This is a genomic window from Pseudoalteromonas sp. MMG010, from assembly GCF_018100905.1.
In the GTDB taxonomy this organism is placed as follows: Bacteria; Pseudomonadota; Gammaproteobacteria; order Enterobacterales; family Alteromonadaceae; genus Pseudoalteromonas.
In genome coordinates this window covers 204,393-221,057 of the sequence record NZ_JAGJEG010000004.1, presented here as the reverse complement: position 1 = coordinate 221,057, position 16,665 = coordinate 204,393, and the positions used below count along the sequence as shown (strand labels likewise).

Genomic DNA, 16,665 nt, shown 5'->3' with positions numbered 1-16,665 from the left:
CTATCCCATGTAAATTAAGGTGTTATAAAATAGAGTATTTGTTACTCATCGCCTTGCCATTAGATTATTTTAATACTGCATTTCACTTTCATTCTAATATTACCTTGAATTGCCAAGATAGTTTAGCTGGATATGGATAATTATGGTATATTGTAATGCGTTTTGCGTTACATTTAAATTACCTATATTCTAAGGCGCTCATGATGACCAAGCAAAAAACCGAATACCTAAATATTAGGCTTTCCCCTGATATCAAAGCTTTAATTAAAACCGCAGCTGAGTCGGAAAGACGAAGTATCTCAAATTTTATAGAATGTCTAGTCGTCGAGTATAGTGAAAAAAAACAGTTAATTAATCCAGAGTCTTCCAGTGAAAAATAATAACTCAGAAATTCAAGCATTATATAAAGCTCCTTTTCCCTCTAAAAGAACAGGTGCTTTATATAATGCCTTTTCCTATGCCACAAAAATTTCTCCGGAAGCAATTGCGTTGTTTATTGCAACTCATTCAAATCCTAACGATGAAATTCTTGATACTTTTGCAGGAAGTGGAACTACTGGCTTAGGTGCTATTTTAGCAGAAAGGCCAACGGAAGAAATGGTTCAAAAAGCTAAAGAACTTGGGCTAAATCCAAAGTGGGGGCCGAGGAAGGTAAAGTTGTATGAACTTAGTGTACTTGGATCATTCATAGCTAACGTGCTTACAAACCCGCCGAATCCAGTTGAATTTAAAAGAGCTTTTGATGATTTTTTAGAGAAGGCGCAAGAAATTGAAAGTGCCTATAAAGTTGAAGATCCTAATGGAGACCTAGGTGTAATAAGGCATGTTATTTGGAGTGATAGTTTAATTTGTTCGAATTGTAGTGAAGAAACTTTATTTTGGAAAGCTGCCGTTTCAAAAGATCCGTTAAAAATGAAGAAACACTTTACTTGTAAGAGTTGTTTTACGGAGCAAGAAATTGAGAAGTTGGAAAGAGTTACGATAAAAAAATATGACCAACTTTTGAAGACGTGCTCTATTCAAAGAAAAAGAACGCCAGTATGGATATATGGAAAAACAAAGAATACTACATGGGATAGAGAGGTAACTAATTCAGATTTATCTCTATTAAAGCAATTTGATAAAGTCAAGTTTCCAGATAATACACCAATTGAAGAACTAAATCTGGGGGATTTATACCGTTCAGGCTACCATACAGGTATCACTCATCTCCATCATTTATATACAAACAGAAATTTCTATGTTATGGCAAAATTGTGGGAACTTGCTGATTCATATACTAATAAGACAATTAAATCTGCATTGAAATTTCTTATACTAAGTTACAATGCAACTCATTCGACACTTATGACTAGAGTTGTGTTGAAAAAATCAGCAAAGGACTTTGTTTTAACAAGTGCTCAATCTGGAGTTCTATACATAAGTAGCCTTCCAGTAGAAAAGAATATTATAGAAGGAATAAAAAGAAAGTTTTCAACAATAATTAAGTCTTTTGAAATTACTTTTGGCGCTAGGACCGAAGTCCAAGTTTTTAATAAAAGTAGCACTAACATAAATCTAGCTGATGCTTCTATTGATTATGTATTCACAGATCCTCCATTTGGCGACTATATTCCTTATTCTGAAATAAATCAGATAAATGAATTTTGGTTAGGTAAAACTACTAATAACAAAAATGAAGTTATTATTAGTAAAAGCCAAAATAAATCTGTCGAACAATACAAGACCTTAATGAGTAAAGTGTTTGGAGAGATATCCAGAGTTCTTTCAAATAAAGGTAAGGCTACAGTTGTCTTTCACTCTGCAAAAGTGAATGTTTGGGATGCATTAGTTTCTTCATACTTAAAGTCAGGAATGGCAGTGGTTGAAACTAGTGTTTTAGATAAAATCCAATCGAGCTTTAAGCAAACTGTTTCGACAGTTTCAGTAAAGGGTGATCCTCTCATTTTGCTTTCAAAAAGTTGTGTTGGTCGCAATAACAGCCCAGACCTTTCTGAATGTCCTGAGCATTTTATAAAGCAAGCTAAAACTATGGAAAAAAGTGTTATTGATGCGCAATCAACGTTTTCAGCGTACATTTCTTATTGCTTGAAAAATGGTTTTTTGCCTAAAGTCGATGCCAATAAGTTTTATGAGTTAGTCTCTCGCTTTAATGAAGAGGGTATTGTCATTGAATAGCGAAGTTTATGCAAAAGTAGAAGGTTTTAGAACGAATGCACACAGGAAAAAAAGATTGGGGCAAGTGTTTTCAGGGCCCCTAGTAGCAAAGTTCTTAGCTTATTTGTCTCAAGCTGAAAGTGCATCTTCAATAATAGATCCAATGGCTGGTAGTGGAGATATGCTTGCGGCTTGCATAGAATCTTCAAATAAGGAAGTTTTAGTCAATGGCATAGAAATTGATCCGATCGCATATAATATTTTTCAAAATCGGTTTCCTTGTGTTAAAGCGGTACTAGGTAGTGCTTTTGATTTGACATCTATTTCAAAGCTAGACTCCCATGTTTATGATTTAGTCATAACTAACCCACCATATGTGCGTTATCAAGAGCTAACAAATAATGTAGGGAAGAGCAGTGTAATTAATTCTTCAGTAGAAATAAGAAAGCAACTTTTACAAATTATTGATTCCAGAAAGGAGTTAGATTCAGAAACCAAAAATGTATTTAAATTACTTGTAGAAGAATATTCGGGTCTTTCTGATCTAGCCGTTCCTTCTTGGTTATTATCATGCTTATTATGTAAAGTCTCAGGAAGAATCGCAGTTGTATTACCAGAGTCGTGGATTAGTCGGGACTATTCTGGTGTCATACATTATTTATTACTTCGTTTGTTTGATATTGAATATATTGTAGAAGATTTGAATTCCGCATGGTTTAAAAATGTACAAGTTAAAACTTCTTTACTGGTGGCAAAAAAGAAGAAAAGCATTTGTTCTTTAAGAGATTATAGTGATTACGCTTTTACAAAAATATCTCTACCAAAAGAAACGCTAACTACTGACGACTTAGTAGGAAATTTATACCCCGATAGCGACAATGCGTCAGCCGATTTTGCTTCCGATTTACATTTTAATAAAACTATTTCAAAGTTTGAAGGGCTAACAATCACACGACAAAGTATAGGGAATGAAATAGCAAAGCTATATTCAAAACATAAAAAGTCTAAGTGGTTTTTAAAGCTTGAGTCTTCAGAACCAATTGTAAATACTAAGAAATATCATTCTCAAGATATAACGTATTTGTTAGAAAATCATGCGTTAAATGAAGAGCTTATAAGTTTGGAAACGTTGGGTGTATCGATTGGACAAGGGCTTAGAACTGGAGCAAATGATTTTTTCTATGTTGATAAAATAAGTTCATCAGAAGATGGCTTCAGAGTTAAGACAAGTAAACGGTTAAATAAATTGGAATTAACGGTTCCTGAAAAGTATGTAAAGCCAGTGTTAAGGTACCAGTCAGAATTAACAGATACTTTAACCGTTAAAACTAATAACCTAAGTAGTTTATTGATTTACATACAAAATTCTGTGACCCATAAGGATTTTACCAGCTCTAACGTTGATCTTTCTGAATTCTACTCAATTTTACCTAGTGAACTTGATTGTTTTATTGAATGTGCTGAAAATACAACTTTTGGATTGGCAGACAAACCAAAGAACATAGTAGAGCTTTCTGCAGTTAAACCAAATATTAGAAAGTTTGACCTGAAGAAAAATACCCCTCCAAGATTTTGGTACATGTTGCCGGCATTAGCAAAGCGCCACCTTCCTGATATATTAATACCTCGAGTAAACAATAACTCTCCTTGTTCTTATTTATGCGAAAACGGTAATGTGGTGGTCGATGCAAATTTTTCTACTATTAAAATTAGTCGAGGTAGCTCATTTAATAAATATTCGTTGTTTGCAATACTTAACAGTAGTTGGGTAAAAGCATACTTTGAACTTAACGCTTCTGTTATGGGGGGGGGAGCACTAAAGCTTGAAGCCTCCCATATTAAAAAAGTACCTATTCCAAGGTTTACAAATGAAGAGTTAATCTCATTGACCAAAGAGGGAAAAGAGCTTGCAATCAGTGTTAGTGACTTAAAAATTAATAAGATCGATGAAATATTAATTAAAAGTCTTCAAAAACAGTTTGTTAGTGATAAATCTATTGCGCAACTGAAAAAAATAGTTTCAAATAGAAGGATGGCTAGAAAAAGAAAATAGGGATATGTATTGTCTTCAGAAATTAACCTTCTATCAGCTCAAAAGTATCTTAAAGAAGCAAAAGAACTAATTAACAATAACACTATTGAAGACGTAATTGTTAAACGATTTAACATCTATTTACCTGACATTTACCCATCCAAACCTTGGTGGGTAAACTATCATTCATTAAATGCTGAAAATAAACTCAATTTTCGTAAATCAGGCAAAAATGGCTATGGATTTGTTGATGCTTTAGTTGGGTTAACAGCAATTGAATATGAAAAGGATTTAACTAATTCTGCTATTTTTTTGCATGGACTTGAGCAAGTTAAAGATTACTGTGCCGGCTTGCTTAATGAAGGAGCGCAATCAGATTTAATTATTGGTGTTTTGTCTGATACTGTTAGGTGGTATGCATACCGTATTTCATTTATTGCTTCCCCCGAAGGAGAGGAAATATATGGTAAAGAACACATAACACTGGAAGAAGTTGACTCTGTAATTCTAGATGCGTGTGAACAAAGAGATGCAGAGAATCTTTGTCTTTTCCTATCCAAGTATTTAGGCCGTGAAGGAGCTAGAATTCTAAGTGCTAAATCTTTAGTACAGGATTTAGGATTCGATTCTTCATTTGCCGGTACTCATGTAAATACTATTACTTCTATCGTAGATGATGCATTCATTAAAAACCCCGAATATTCTGAATTAGTTAAAAATTTGTGGGCTAGATTTATCTCATATCTAGGGGACGGAAAGCAACATGGTCAATTCGATAAAGATCTCTATATAAGAGAGTTATATATACTAACTTTAGCAAAATGTATGTGTGCGAACATCCTATCGGCTGAAGCTCTTAATAGTGATGAATTAGAACTGATAGGGATTTTAGATGGTAGTTTTTTTAAAAATAGAGGCTATCAAAACCTAGTAGAGTATGATTATTTTGGGTGGATGAATGAAACACCTTATATCGAACTTTTTGTTGCACTCGCTATTGAGATTCAACGAGACCTTAGAGCATATAATTTCAGAAGTATACCTAAAGAAGATTTGTTTGGTGCACTAATGGTTCAGCTTTCATCTAAGTCCAATCGTCTATTATTGGGGCAGGAGTGGACCCCTTCTTGGTTAGCTGAAAAAATAGTTAAAAATGTTCATTCAAAGTTTTCAAGTAACAGCCACCCATACTTACTCGATATGTGTTGCGGTTCAGGAGCACTTATTGTCGAAGTTGTAAAAAACAGCATTGTTCGACTAGAGTCAGATGATTCCTTAACCGATGAGCAATTCCTACACTTATTAACGCATTGTGTAACTGGGTTTGATATTGACCCTTTGGCTGTAATGTTATCTAAGGTTGCATGGGTTATTGCCGCTAGGGATAAGATTGAGCTATTAAAAGCAAATGAAATAACAATTCCTATTTATCATGCCGATTCATTTTTTGTGACCACTCCACTTACGGAGCAAGTCATAAATGAAGACGATAGTTTCTATGATATGGCACTAGATGATAAAAACTTAAACTTACCTGTATTTCTTTTAACTCCAGAGGTACAAACATTTTTTGAACACTTATTGGATTCAATTTACTCCTTAGCAATGAGTTTTGCAAAAAAAGAAAGTAGCATTATAGCAGAGGAACAAATAGCTAAATTAGTTTATAGATTACTCTCTTCTGTAGATTTAAAGCTATCTGAGGCTCAAATAAAAGATACTATTAAATTCACTAATGATCTTATTTTGGCATTGGCAGAATTGCAGAGAAAAGGGAAAAATGGGATTTGGAACTTTATTTTAAAGAATGCGTACAGACCTGCCCTGTTAGCGGGACAGTTTGATGGAATTATTTCAAACCCTCCTTGGTTAGCATTAAGTAAAATAGCTGACAACCCTTACAAGAGCGCCCTTAAAGACAGGGCTGAGTATTATAATATAAAGCCAGTTGGTCCATCACACCTTCATGTTGAACTATCAACTCTATTCTTACTGCACTCTATTGATAAGTATCTAAAACCAAAGTTTGCATTTGCGTGCATTATACCTGATTCAGTAATGAGTGGTCATCACCAAAATAAATTTAGAGAAGGTAGATTTGACTGTAATGGTTCAGATCTTAGATTTGAAATTGATGAGCTTTGGAAAATAGAAAAAGGTACTTTTAAAAACGAAGCTGTTGTCTTTTTTGGAAATAATAGTTCCGAGGATATGTTCAAAAGTCCTGTAAATGGAGCTATTATAAATGCTTCAAGTAAAGCAAATGTTGAGTTTAACGTTGTTCAACAGGGTTCTAGGAGTGCCTGGACTGAAAATGCGTTATCTATAAAAAAGCGAAAAGGTTTTTTTATACCTGCGATATTCAACCAAGGAGCAGATATAATGCCCAGAACGGTTGTTTTTCATGAGCTTGAACAAGGAATGGCAGGTAAATGGAATGTTTCAGAAATTAATCGGCAAACGAGTCCGAATAGATATTTAGTTCAGGCACCAAAAAACAATAAAGATTTTAAAATTTCAACGGGTACGATTTCAAATGACTTTGTATTTGATGTTTTACTCTCAAATCATCTATCTCCATTTTTTGTTCATGCACCAGCCAAAGGAATATTACCAATCGAAAGAGGTTGTGATGGAAGTTGGTCGCAAGTTAGTGATTTTAATCTAGCTGCTAACGCTTCATCTAAACGTATTTTTGATTCAATTTTAGGTGAACTAGATATGAACCTAGAAAATTTCTTTAATAAAAAGGTAAATTACAGAAATAAGTTAAGTAATCAAAATATTCCTTCTAATGGGTTTCTTGTAATGACAGGAGCTGGAGGTGATGTAGTTTGTTCTGCTTATAAAAACTTAGAACACTTAGACAGCAGCAAGTTGATAATAGATCAAACTTTATATTGGACTATCGTTGAAAGCGAAGATGAAGCGATATACTTAACGGGGCTTTTCAATAGTCAGGCTATCAATGATATTATCAAAGAGTTTCAGCCAAGAGGTCAGTTTGGTGCTAGACATGTGCATACATTAGCTTTTGGTACTACCCCAAAATTTAATTCGAGTGATGAATTACATAAGAATGTAGTTAACAAGACTAAACAGTTAATGAAGCAGTTTTTTAACTTGTCCGATGAAGTATTAAATAAGTTGTTAGACACAAATTACTACATGCCAACACGACGCAGAAAAATTAGAAATGAACTTGCTTTAACTACTGTTTATTCGGATTATGAAAATGCTTGTGCTGAGCTATATGGTTTAAGGTAAATGTAAATAGTCAAAATATTGCTTAAATTGGTCATTTACTTAAATGAAAGGCACTGTCTACATTAGGCTCACTTATAAAGTATAAGTATGCCTATAAGAGATTTACCTGTAAATACAGAAAGTTAACAGGGGTGAACTGATATATGTTAGGGAAAGTATTAGCGACGTTGGCCTTTTATTAAGGCCAACTTTTAATTTTTGACTAAATGGCTATTTTAGCTCTCAAATAATTCTTTTAATAATTCATTTTCAATGAATTTAGATACTTGGCATAGATCTGGGTTAGCTTGTATCTCCTTCTGCACTAAACCTTTGAGATTACCTAGCACTTTTTTACCGTATCGATATCTTTCAACGTTTGCTTCATATAGTGCCTCTAACTCTTTAAACTTTTTACTATAGGCATCATTTTGGGGCCTTTCTCTTTTAAATGTATAGTCCACAAGCCTACTAAATGATTTATCTTTGGTTGCTATTGTAGCCTGTTCTATAAGCTCTGTTGCCCTTTCAATAGAAATTTGAGGGTGAGTATGATTTAAATGTAATGGGTATAAAAATTCAGCTTCCAAGTCTACATTTTTGGTTATAAACAAATGAAAACCGCTTTTTCGAACTTTTTCATGAATAATCGACACTTCCTCATCATTAAGGTAATCACGATCTCTATGAATTATTACAGTTAAGTTTTTATGTTTTTCCTTCAGGTATTTTCCAATTAGTATTGCCCCACTTATTTGATCTGCTCCGAAATAAGAGATGAATTCAGTTTCAGATAAATTACATCCATGTGCTTCAAAAAATATTTGTAGGTCGGCAAATTTTTCATCTTCAGTTAATACGACAGTTTTTGTACTACCTTTTAGGTTTTCACTCTGCTTTTTTAACTTTTCAATTTCTTGTTGATGTTCATATATTCTTTCGAGATATGGAGTAATTATAGGAAGTAGCCCCATACTTTCGTGTATATCGTCTGTATCGTCATGGGTTACAGGCTTTATGCTAGAACAATTATCATTCCCCCTAGAAACGTAAAATGTGCTTACTCCGTCACCATCCGTTTTATCTAAGGCGTAAAACGCTGGAGAATGCGTTGTAACCAAAATCTGGATCTCTTTTGAGTATTTTCTAAATGCTTCAGCCAATTCAAATGCATACCTCAATTCCAAATTATTTTCAGGCTCTTCGAACCCCCATATTGTGTCGGGCTTTACATACCCTCTTCTAGATATATTTCGCTCTTGTTCAGACATATACTTAAGTATTACCGGTATATGTCTAATTTTTATGCCATCACCTCTTTGTTTGAGGTGATAGGTATTACCATCTAACTTTACTCCGAAATCTAGATTTGAAAATAGTAACCTAAAGTCGGAAGGTACTTGAATAGAGTTTGATATACCAATTTGCTCAAATAATTCACTCGTAATATTTGCAGTAACACTCTGTATCCCCTCGATAAACCCTTCACCCTGTGCACTTAGCACTTCAGCATGAGCTTCGTTTAATACATCATGTAACTCGCCCATAAGGGATGTAAAGTAGCTTTGTCCTTTTATTGCCGGAATGTATCGATATCTTATCTTGTCCAACCATTTCGATACGTTATCTGTCTGCGATAGTATCTTACCAGTTTCTATATACTTTCTTTCTTCTACTACCGAGCCGTCTTTTTTCCAGCGTTTAACCCATCTAAGTGGTTTAGCGTGTTTAAATCTCTGCTTTGGTGGTTCTATCACCAAGTCTATCCTTATCTCTTGGATAGTCCCCTTACCTGTATTAGAGTGATAACAGTAATCTTCTTCAAATCTGAACCTAGACCCAATATCAGTCTCGTTGTTAAAGAACAGATTTAAAGCTCTTAGTATGTTGGACTTTCCCTGATCATTTTGACCTACGAAGATATTCAGACTTGTTAAATCCAATCCTTTGGTAACTGATTTTAAAGACCTAAATTTTCGAATCTGTACGGACTTAATAAACTCCATTTAATACTGCCTTTCCCGTGCGATAAACGCTTTTGAAATTATGATATTTGACAACATGTTATATACAGTTTGAGTGTCATGTCTAGTTAATAACTAATTCATTACCGTTAAAGCCTAGACTCTAGTATTTTTACAAAGATAGTTATTGTAAATTAACTATCTTTGAGAACAAAAATGAATAAACTTGAGTATGATTTACTGGAGAAGTACCTAGAACAACTATCTTTCAGAACCAATAACGCCATACGTGAACTTCAACAAGTCCAACGGCATGTTGAGTCATTTCAATCGCAGATATCTAAACGCTCATTTGTCTCACAATCGATGCCCAAAATTGATTCAAATGAGTTAAATACAAACGCGGATAAATTCGAAAATAAAAACCCCAGTGATCTTATTAGAATGAAAGAAGTGGCTCAAATGACAGGGCTGTCGAGATCTACCCTGTATCGTTTACAACAAATGGAAGAGTTCCCAAAAGCAGTTAAACTAGGATGCAGATTTGTTGCTTGGGTTAGAAGTGATATCAATGATTGGATTAGAGAAAAAATGCAGCAATAGCATGGTACGAGTGAGTAGTAACTTTTGAGGATAACCTCTCTAAAATAACCTTGATTAAGACGTTACCAGTAAATGTGACCACTCAACGATTCACTGGTAACGAAACTCGTAAACTAATGGTCAGAGCCAGCTTCAAAGCTGCATTAACTGAGCGATTACAAACTTGCCAACTGGGCCTCATAATCGTTAGGTCCCCAGTTCGAGTCTGGGAGGGGCCACCACTTTTCAAAGCTTCCCAAGTAAATACCTACTAACAAAAATTACCCTGTGCTACCTCTGTGCTACCTCTGTGCTACTTTAGTATAGTTAATATGATGCAATTAAAATTAGCGCTTAACTAACCAAAGATAATAAATGAAACTTATTTGGTGTCTAGCAAGCTATGGGAAGTCCATATATTAACCTACACAAATCCCATACTGAGGTAAGATATCATCGATAATTGTTAATTTATGCTTTTTTGCTGCATCATGAAAATACTTCCAGTTTGATGTCATAAAGTCTGCAGTAAATTCATATTTATCTTCATCACCATCAGATAAAGTGGTACCTAGAGCTTGATGTTTCCATGAACCTTCCCCTTTAGCGATGTAATCAAGGGTATATGCACCTAAGTTAAATCTATCGTTTTCAATTGCTTCTAGCCAAAGCTTGTGGCGAGCTTCGCCATCGTTCATATCAAACTCTGTAAAGCACATAGATATCTCAAATTTTAACTCATCAGGTAGTCCATTTTCTTCAATATCTAAGTATCTTTGATAGGTTTTACATAACTCATTTGTAGCTATTAAGAAGTCTGCAGTATTATTTCTCACTACTTCTTCTCCTAATCCATTGGTATAGCTCCACTCTTGATGGGGAAGATCTGGATTGGAAAGTGCTTGGCCATGGCCTAGGCTAGGTATATCATCTTGAAAAATACTAGAAAAGAAACCTGAAATTCGTTCCGTAAGTTCAAGCTCTGGATGTCCATTGCGATCTAAGATATTTTCAACTTTATTTACATCATGATTGACTCCTGCAAAGCCCTGATGCCCCCAAGTATCAATAAAAACATGAGAGGTAATTCCTAATCGATGTAAACCATAAGGTCTATTTTTTTCTGCAATACACTCACTAATCATATCTTTAGCAATATAAGATCCAGGTTTACACACCAGCTTTTTAATGAAGGTTCCAGATGGATTTTGACCAGCAGGTAGGCCACCGTTGCCAGGAAGAAAGTGGAATGGTACCCAGACTTTCATATTCTTCAAGCTGTCTAGATTTTTATAATCCAACATTTTATGAGCTGTAGCTATACGTTCATACGCAGCGCCGTTACTGAACTCTATATGGCCATAGTTTGTTGCATCATCCACATATTGAGAGGCGTGAGCAATAATAGTTGCTTCTTCTACCGAAAATCCAGCAGCTCTTGCTATAACCCATGTCATCCCGTGGTGTAAATCAATTTGCATTTTATAATCCTTGTTTGTTGTTTTTTTATCCACTTTTACAGTAAAACATAAATTATCTCAAAGGTTAATCAAGGACTGCCATAGCAGCTATGTTGTTTTGCTTTTACTTTCTCTTTTTTGTCCTCTGGTTGACCTTCCTCAAAGATGTTTTTACCTACCTACAGGCTTGCTCTAAGCAGGTTCAGTGGCGATTTTTGTGCACTTTAGACTTCATTCTTGAATGGGATCCTCACTCAGGCATCCGTTTAGGTAAAATGGGCAGAGGTATCGTTATTCCGTCTAAAACTATCTACTTCGCGGTAGAGGAAACTAGCGTATAGCTGCTTAAAAATTATGTATAAGTAGTTGTTAGAAATGTCACTATCGGACAGTATCACCAATGCAGCCCTTTATTCCCAGGCCCCTAGATCCCTGTTTAATGCTTTTAAATTATCAATATCTAAAATGATTTTGATAAAAATAGAACTTTAAAGTTTGCACTCTCTTGTGCAAGTACAAAACATAATTTTAAGCCAAAGAGCAAATGCAGTAAAAGAAAAAACGCGAAACGGCAGCGCAAGCGTATAAGGTATATTGTGAATTTGAATCACTTGCTAATAGGCACTTAAGTGACATAATGAATAGAGAATAATAAGGCTTTATATGACACCAGAAGAACTAGAGCGACAGGCAATTGCCTATGCTAAAAATAATAGGACTCGTATAGCTCGCGAGTTAACAGATAAAGATCAGTTTCCTCCCGATATTAGACCGGTATCTGTTTTTATGGCAGGTTCGCCTGGTGCTGGAAAAACTGAAGCTTCAAAAGCTTTTTTAGAAGAAATTGGTGCTGATAATGTACTCAGGCTTGATCCGGATGAGTTAAGAGAACTAATACCTGGTTATACAGGTGATAACTCTTATTTATTTCATCGTGCCGTCTCTTTTATTGTTGAGAGAACACTTGATCGGGCTTTTAAAAACAAGCAGTCATTTTTGTTAGATGGTACCTTGGCAAGTTATGATGTTGCAGAAAAAAATATTGAGCGTTCTATTCGTAAAGATCGAAAAGTGCTTATTTTGTTTGTGTATCAAAAGCCAGAGTATGCATGGGAATTTGTTGAAGCAAGAGAGAAGTTAGAAGGGCGTAGAATTTTACCAAATACTTTTATAGATCAATTTTTTGCATCACAAGATGTTATAAAAGAACTTAAATTAAAGTTTGGAAGTCAAATTAAAGTAGATTTATTAGTTAAGAATAATAAGGGGCGAACACGTTTTTATCATGATAACGTTCAGGCAATTGAGCATCATTTAGATGAAAAATTCACTAGAGAAGATCTACAGACCCTGATAAAATCATCTTCCAGCTCAAAAAACGAGCTTTAGGAGTATCTATGTTTTCAAACTTAATAAAGCCAAAGCAAGCTCAAAACTCTAAGCTTTCAGACTTTGTACTTGACTCAAGTTCAAGTGAGAAAAAGCGAGTTTATAATCAAGTTATTGAGCGAGCAATTTCCTCTCAAGTACAGGTAGTAAATAAAGCTCCTGTAGATCAACGGTAATTAATAAAAAGTCCCGTATAGGGACTTTTTTGATTTAGAATAAATTTATAAATATCAACCTAAAAGCACTCATCAACTCAACTTGTTTGTTACTTAGTAAGTTTACTAACAAACTTTCATTTCATTTATTTGATCATCAGGTTTTTGCTCAATCAAGCCTGCATATTTGGCATACATGTTTCAGTGTTTTATAGGATCAGGTAGGTAGCAATCTATTTTTTGTTGATACCCTCTTTTAGTTATAGGCTTAAGGTCGTTCGGGTTTATACCCTCAGCAATATCTGCCATTACTTTACGAGCCATTCGCCTTGCATCATCAAGTGAAATTGATGGGAAGTATCCAAGGATGACATTAATAGGGGTGTCTCGTCCTGGTATCTTTTTATAAACTCTAAATGACTTCTTACCTGCCACGCTCACATCTAAAATGAGCCCTGACAATAGATTGTCATAATAACGAGTGCGTTTACCGTTTGATTCTATCTTTTCAAGCGACAATTCTGTGAATCGAATTTTGGTGTCTGACATATGGTGCTACCTCTGTGCTACTTTGAACGTAAAATTTAACGTTCTGAAATACATAATGATTTATGCATCAGAGGTAGGGTTTATTCAATAACCCTATGATATAGCTATGAAAATTAGTAAATAGTTATATCAAAAAGTAACTCGTAGTAAGTCCTTGTTTTGCAACTCATAATCGTTAGGTCCCCAGTTCGAGTCTGGGAGGGGCTACCACTTTTACACGCTTTCCTAGTAAATACCTACTAAACAAAATTACCCTGTGCGACTTTTAAATTAATGGCTAGTGATATTTTTATATCAATTAGTCTTCAATTAAGGTTTCAATTCCTGTGTTTTCAGGGATGTGGTATTTTTTGTCTAGCAAGTTACCTCGCCAATGCTGTTTGGCGTGTAGGCATGCGCTAATCTCTCTTACTAATTCGAACACAGCCTCTACGGCATTATTGTCGCTGTTTATTGCTTTGATTAAACTGAGCTTTTGCTGCAAATTAGGTTGAATAATTTGTATGCCACGAATTTGCTTGTTTTGTTCTAAGTGATAGGTCGAAGATGATGGGCAAACAACTAACCCTAGCCCCTGAGTTACAAAGTGTAATGTGGTCATCATTTGCCCAAATGCATCTTTGGTTTTTAACTTTATGCCTAGACTTTCGGCGGTTTTAGTCAGTGTTTGCGATAATGCATCTTTTTGGTCGGGCATAAAAATTTTATAATTTTGTAGCTCTTCAAATGCTATATACGAATAGAAGGCAAGCTCACTATATGCTGGATTTTGCGGATGAGTGGAGATATAAAGTAATAAATCTTCGTTTATCAGATCGACTACTTTTAACGATGAAGTGGTTACTTTTTTCGCTTCATAGCATAACGCAATATCCACTTTATTTTCTTGTAACCAGGTATCGACTATATAAGATGGGCCAACACGAAAGGTGAGCTCTATGTTTGGATATCTATGTTCTAGCTGGTTGAGTAGCTCTACCGAGAGTACATTACAAGCCGATTGACTTAATCCCACCACAACTTTGCCAGAAAACTGACTTTGCTTATAGGCGATTTCGGTTTTAGCTTCTTCTATTTGCGCGAGAATTATACGGGCGTGTTTTTGAAACTTTTGCCCGGCGTCTGTTAACACGACTCCTCGAAAATTACGGTCAAATAACTTTACTTTAAGCTCGTGTTCTAAGTTGGCGAGCTGAAGGCTGACTGCGGGCTGGGCTATGTCTAATTTTTTTGCTGCTGCGGTAATGCTTTTTTTTTCAGCTGTCGCTAAAAAATAGTGTAACTGCTTAGTATTCATACGTCTGATTACCTACCTCAATAATTACAGGTAACCTGCCCCTGAGTTAACTCTCAATATATTTATCAAATCCATTATTTTATTTCAATAAAAAAATTTTTTTAATCTGTTAAAACAGCTCTTTAGGCCACGTTTTATCGGAGCTATAAAAATAATATTGTGCCCCCTCTATATTTTGTTTTGTTCTGATGAGCATAGGTTTTATATACGCTCGATTCATGGTCTTAAAGTATTAATCATTCAATTAAGGTTATTTGAGCAATATGAAGAATATCAGTAGAAGGCAATTTCTTACTTATGTAGGTGCAGTTGGCGGTACTTCGGCATTACTGAAAACAAGCATTGCAATGGGATTAATGAAAGAAGACCCATTTAAAGGTCCAGTGAAGGTGACACCAGCACCAATAAAAAATAAACCTTCAGTGCTGATTCTTGGTTCTGGTATAGCTGGGTTAGCAACCGCTTTTGAGCTAGAGCAGGCCGGTTATGATTGTACCATTTTAGAGGCATCATTTAGAGCTGGCGGGCGAAATTTAACCGTACGTAACGGTGATAAAATAGATGAAATGGGCCACACGCAAATTTGTAATTTTGATAAACAAGATAACTTGTTTTTTAATTGTGGTCCGGCACGTATACCGGGTCACCATAAACGTACTTTACATTATTGCAAAGCTCTCAATGTGCCACTTCAAATTAAAGCCAATAGCAGCAAAATGGCTTATTTCCAAGACGATAAATTTCTCGGTGGCAAGCCTAAACGTATTATTGAATACCATACCGATGCACGAGGATTAATGTCGGAATTGTTATGGAAGTCTGCCGATTCAAACACCTTTAATCAAATGTTAAATGCCGAAGATGTAGAGAAGTTAATGGATTTTTCAAAGGCATTTGGCGACTTAACTGAAAATGGCAAATACATTGGCAGTGAAAGAGCAGGTTCGATAACCGACAGAATGCTGGACTATCCACAGCCTCATGCTCCGATGGAGTTAAAAGCCTTGTTAGACAGCCGGTTTTGGTATGGCGGCTTGTTAGGCGCAGAGCTTTACGATTGGTGTGAGCCGCTGATGGAGCCTATAGGTGGAATGGATGCTGTAGTGAAAGGGTTTTTACGCCATTTAAAAAAACCACCGGTACTAAACGCGCAAGTTAAAAAAATATTTAATAAAGCCAATGGTGTTGAAGTGACATATGAACAAGGTGGCGAATTTCACACTGTGACCGCTGATTATTGCTTTAATAATATTCCGGCCTATTTTATGGCGGGAATTGAAAACAACTTTTCTAGTACTTATCAAGCTGGGTTAAACAGCGTGAAACGAGGTCATTTATTCAAAATAGCATACCAAATGAAAAGTCGCTTTTGGGAAGATGATGGGATTTATGGCGGGATTAGTTATTCGGCTGATGCTATTTCACAAATATGGTACCCATCGCACGACATCAATGCACAAAAAGGGATATTGCTTGGCGCTTATACATGGGATCCAAAGCATTCAGCCATGTTTGAGTCTCTTACTCCGCTTGAAAGGTTAAAAGTAGGAGCTATGTCGGGAGAAAAAATTCACCCCGGTTATAGCAAATACATTGAAAACGGTATCAGTATTCCTTGGGCTCGAATGAACCATCAAATGGGGTGTGGTATGCGCATGAATAAAGATGACTTTAAAACCTATTTCCATCTCTTACAAAAGCCCGAAGGTCGTCACTTTATGATAGGTGATCAAATTAGCCACCATAGCGGCTGGCAAGAAGGGGCTTTAGCATCAAGTGAGCAAGCACTTGGGCAGTTTAATCACTTAGTTGCAACAAATAGAACATAAGGGGC

General features: G+C 35.5%; 12 protein-coding genes. 8 read left to right on the top strand and 4 right to left on the bottom strand.

Going from position 1 to position 16,665, the window contains the following annotated elements:
- Positions 1-155 precede the first annotated feature (155 nt).
- From J8L70_RS07020 to J8L70_RS07005, 4 genes are read left to right on the top strand one after another with little or no spacing between them, the layout of a single operon-like run.
- Positions 156-380, top strand: a complete 225-nt coding sequence (locus J8L70_RS07020; RefSeq protein ID WP_348772132.1) for a DUF1778 domain-containing protein — start codon at positions 156-158, stop codon at positions 378-380.
- Positions 370-2,178, top strand: coding sequence for a DNA methyltransferase (locus J8L70_RS07015; protein ID WP_211054820.1), 1,809 nt, complete (start codon positions 370-372; stop codon positions 2,176-2,178). Before J8L70_RS07020 ends, J8L70_RS07015 begins: the two co-directional genes overlap by 11 nt.
- Positions 2,171-4,210 carry an N-6 DNA methylase gene (locus J8L70_RS07010; protein ID WP_211054819.1) on the top strand — a complete coding sequence of 680 codons (2,040 nt, stop codon included), beginning with the start codon at positions 2,171-2,173 and terminating at the stop codon, positions 4,208-4,210. Before J8L70_RS07015 ends, J8L70_RS07010 begins: the two co-directional genes overlap by 8 nt.
- A gap of 9 nt (positions 4,211-4,219) precedes the next feature.
- Positions 4,220-7,456 (top strand): hypothetical protein, encoded by a 3,237-nt coding sequence (locus tag J8L70_RS07005; protein WP_211054818.1) that lies wholly within the window; start codon positions 4,220-4,222, stop codon positions 7,454-7,456.
- A gap of 215 nt (positions 7,457-7,671) precedes the next feature.
- Here the strand turns inward: J8L70_RS07005 and J8L70_RS07000 are convergent, their stop codons facing one another.
- Positions 7,672-9,441 carry an AAA family ATPase gene (locus J8L70_RS07000; protein WP_211054817.1) on the bottom strand — a complete coding sequence of 590 codons (1,770 nt, stop codon included), beginning with the start codon at positions 9,439-9,441 and terminating at the stop codon, positions 7,672-7,674.
- Between the two features lie 174 nt (positions 9,442-9,615).
- On the opposite strand from J8L70_RS07000, the gene J8L70_RS16140 reads away from it, so the two are divergent.
- Complete coding sequence (locus tag J8L70_RS16140; RefSeq protein WP_348772131.1) at positions 9,616-10,002, top strand: AlpA family transcriptional regulator; 387 nt, start codon at positions 9,616-9,618, stop codon at positions 10,000-10,002.
- A gap of 398 nt (positions 10,003-10,400) precedes the next feature.
- On the opposite strand, the gene J8L70_RS06990 is transcribed toward J8L70_RS16140, so the two are convergent.
- Positions 10,401-11,462: a DUF6765 family protein gene (locus J8L70_RS06990; RefSeq protein ID WP_211054816.1), complete on the bottom strand. Its 1,062-nt coding sequence runs from the start codon at positions 11,460-11,462 to the stop codon at positions 10,401-10,403.
- A 642-nt stretch (positions 11,463-12,104) separates the two neighbouring features.
- Between J8L70_RS06990 and J8L70_RS06985 the strand changes: the two genes are divergently transcribed.
- The gene (locus J8L70_RS06985; protein WP_211054815.1) at positions 12,105-12,830 is read left to right on the top strand and encodes a zeta toxin family protein; all 726 of its coding nucleotides are present in this window, start codon (positions 12,105-12,107) and stop codon (positions 12,828-12,830) included.
- Positions 12,831-12,838: 8 nt separating this feature from the next.
- Positions 12,839-13,006, top strand: a complete 168-nt coding sequence (locus tag J8L70_RS06980) for a hypothetical protein (protein ID WP_211054814.1) — start codon at positions 12,839-12,841, stop codon at positions 13,004-13,006.
- 180 nt (positions 13,007-13,186) lie between these two features.
- On the opposite strand, the gene J8L70_RS06975 is transcribed toward J8L70_RS06980, so the two are convergent.
- Positions 13,187-13,534 (bottom strand): Arm DNA-binding domain-containing protein, encoded by a 348-nt coding sequence (locus tag J8L70_RS06975; RefSeq protein ID WP_247664718.1) that lies wholly within the window; start codon positions 13,532-13,534, stop codon positions 13,187-13,189.
- A 298-nt stretch (positions 13,535-13,832) separates the two neighbouring features.
- Entirely contained in the window at positions 13,833-14,831 is a 999-nt protein-coding gene (locus J8L70_RS06970) for a LysR family transcriptional regulator (RefSeq protein WP_211054813.1), read from the bottom strand.
- Between the two features lie 263 nt (positions 14,832-15,094).
- Between J8L70_RS06970 and J8L70_RS06965 the strand changes: the two genes are divergently transcribed.
- A complete protein-coding gene (locus J8L70_RS06965; protein WP_211054812.1) occupies positions 15,095-16,660 on the top strand; it encodes an FAD-dependent oxidoreductase in 1,566 nt (521 codons plus the stop codon).
- Positions 16,661-16,665: the final 5 nt, after the last annotated feature.

What these genes read in the sequence shown, in the direction of transcription:
- J8L70_RS07020 (WP_348772132.1), top strand. Translation starts at nt 156, where the DNA reads ATGCGTTTTGCGTTACATTTAAATTACCTATATTCTAAGGCGCTCATG.
- J8L70_RS07000 (WP_211054817.1), bottom strand. Translation starts at nt 9,441, where the DNA reads ATGGAGTTTATTAAGTCCGTACAGATTCGAAAATTTAGGTCTTTAAAA.
- J8L70_RS16140 (WP_348772131.1), top strand. Translation starts at nt 9,616, where the DNA reads ATGAATAAACTTGAGTATGATTTACTGGAGAAGTACCTAGAACAACTA.
- J8L70_RS06990 (WP_211054816.1), bottom strand. Translation starts at nt 11,462, where the DNA reads ATGCAAATTGATTTACACCACGGGATGACATGGGTTATAGCAAGAGCT.
- J8L70_RS06985 (WP_211054815.1), top strand. Translation starts at nt 12,105, where the DNA reads ATGACACCAGAAGAACTAGAGCGACAGGCAATTGCCTATGCTAAAAAT.
- J8L70_RS06980 (WP_211054814.1), top strand. Translation starts at nt 12,839, where the DNA reads ATGTTTTCAAACTTAATAAAGCCAAAGCAAGCTCAAAACTCTAAGCTT.
- J8L70_RS06975 (WP_247664718.1), bottom strand. Translation starts at nt 13,534, where the DNA reads ATGTCAGACACCAAAATTCGATTCACAGAATTGTCGCTTGAAAAGATA.
- J8L70_RS06970 (WP_211054813.1), bottom strand. Translation starts at nt 14,831, where the DNA reads ATGAATACTAAGCAGTTACACTATTTTTTAGCGACAGCTGAAAAAAAA.
- J8L70_RS06965 (WP_211054812.1), top strand. Translation starts at nt 15,095, where the DNA reads ATGAAGAATATCAGTAGAAGGCAATTTCTTACTTATGTAGGTGCAGTT.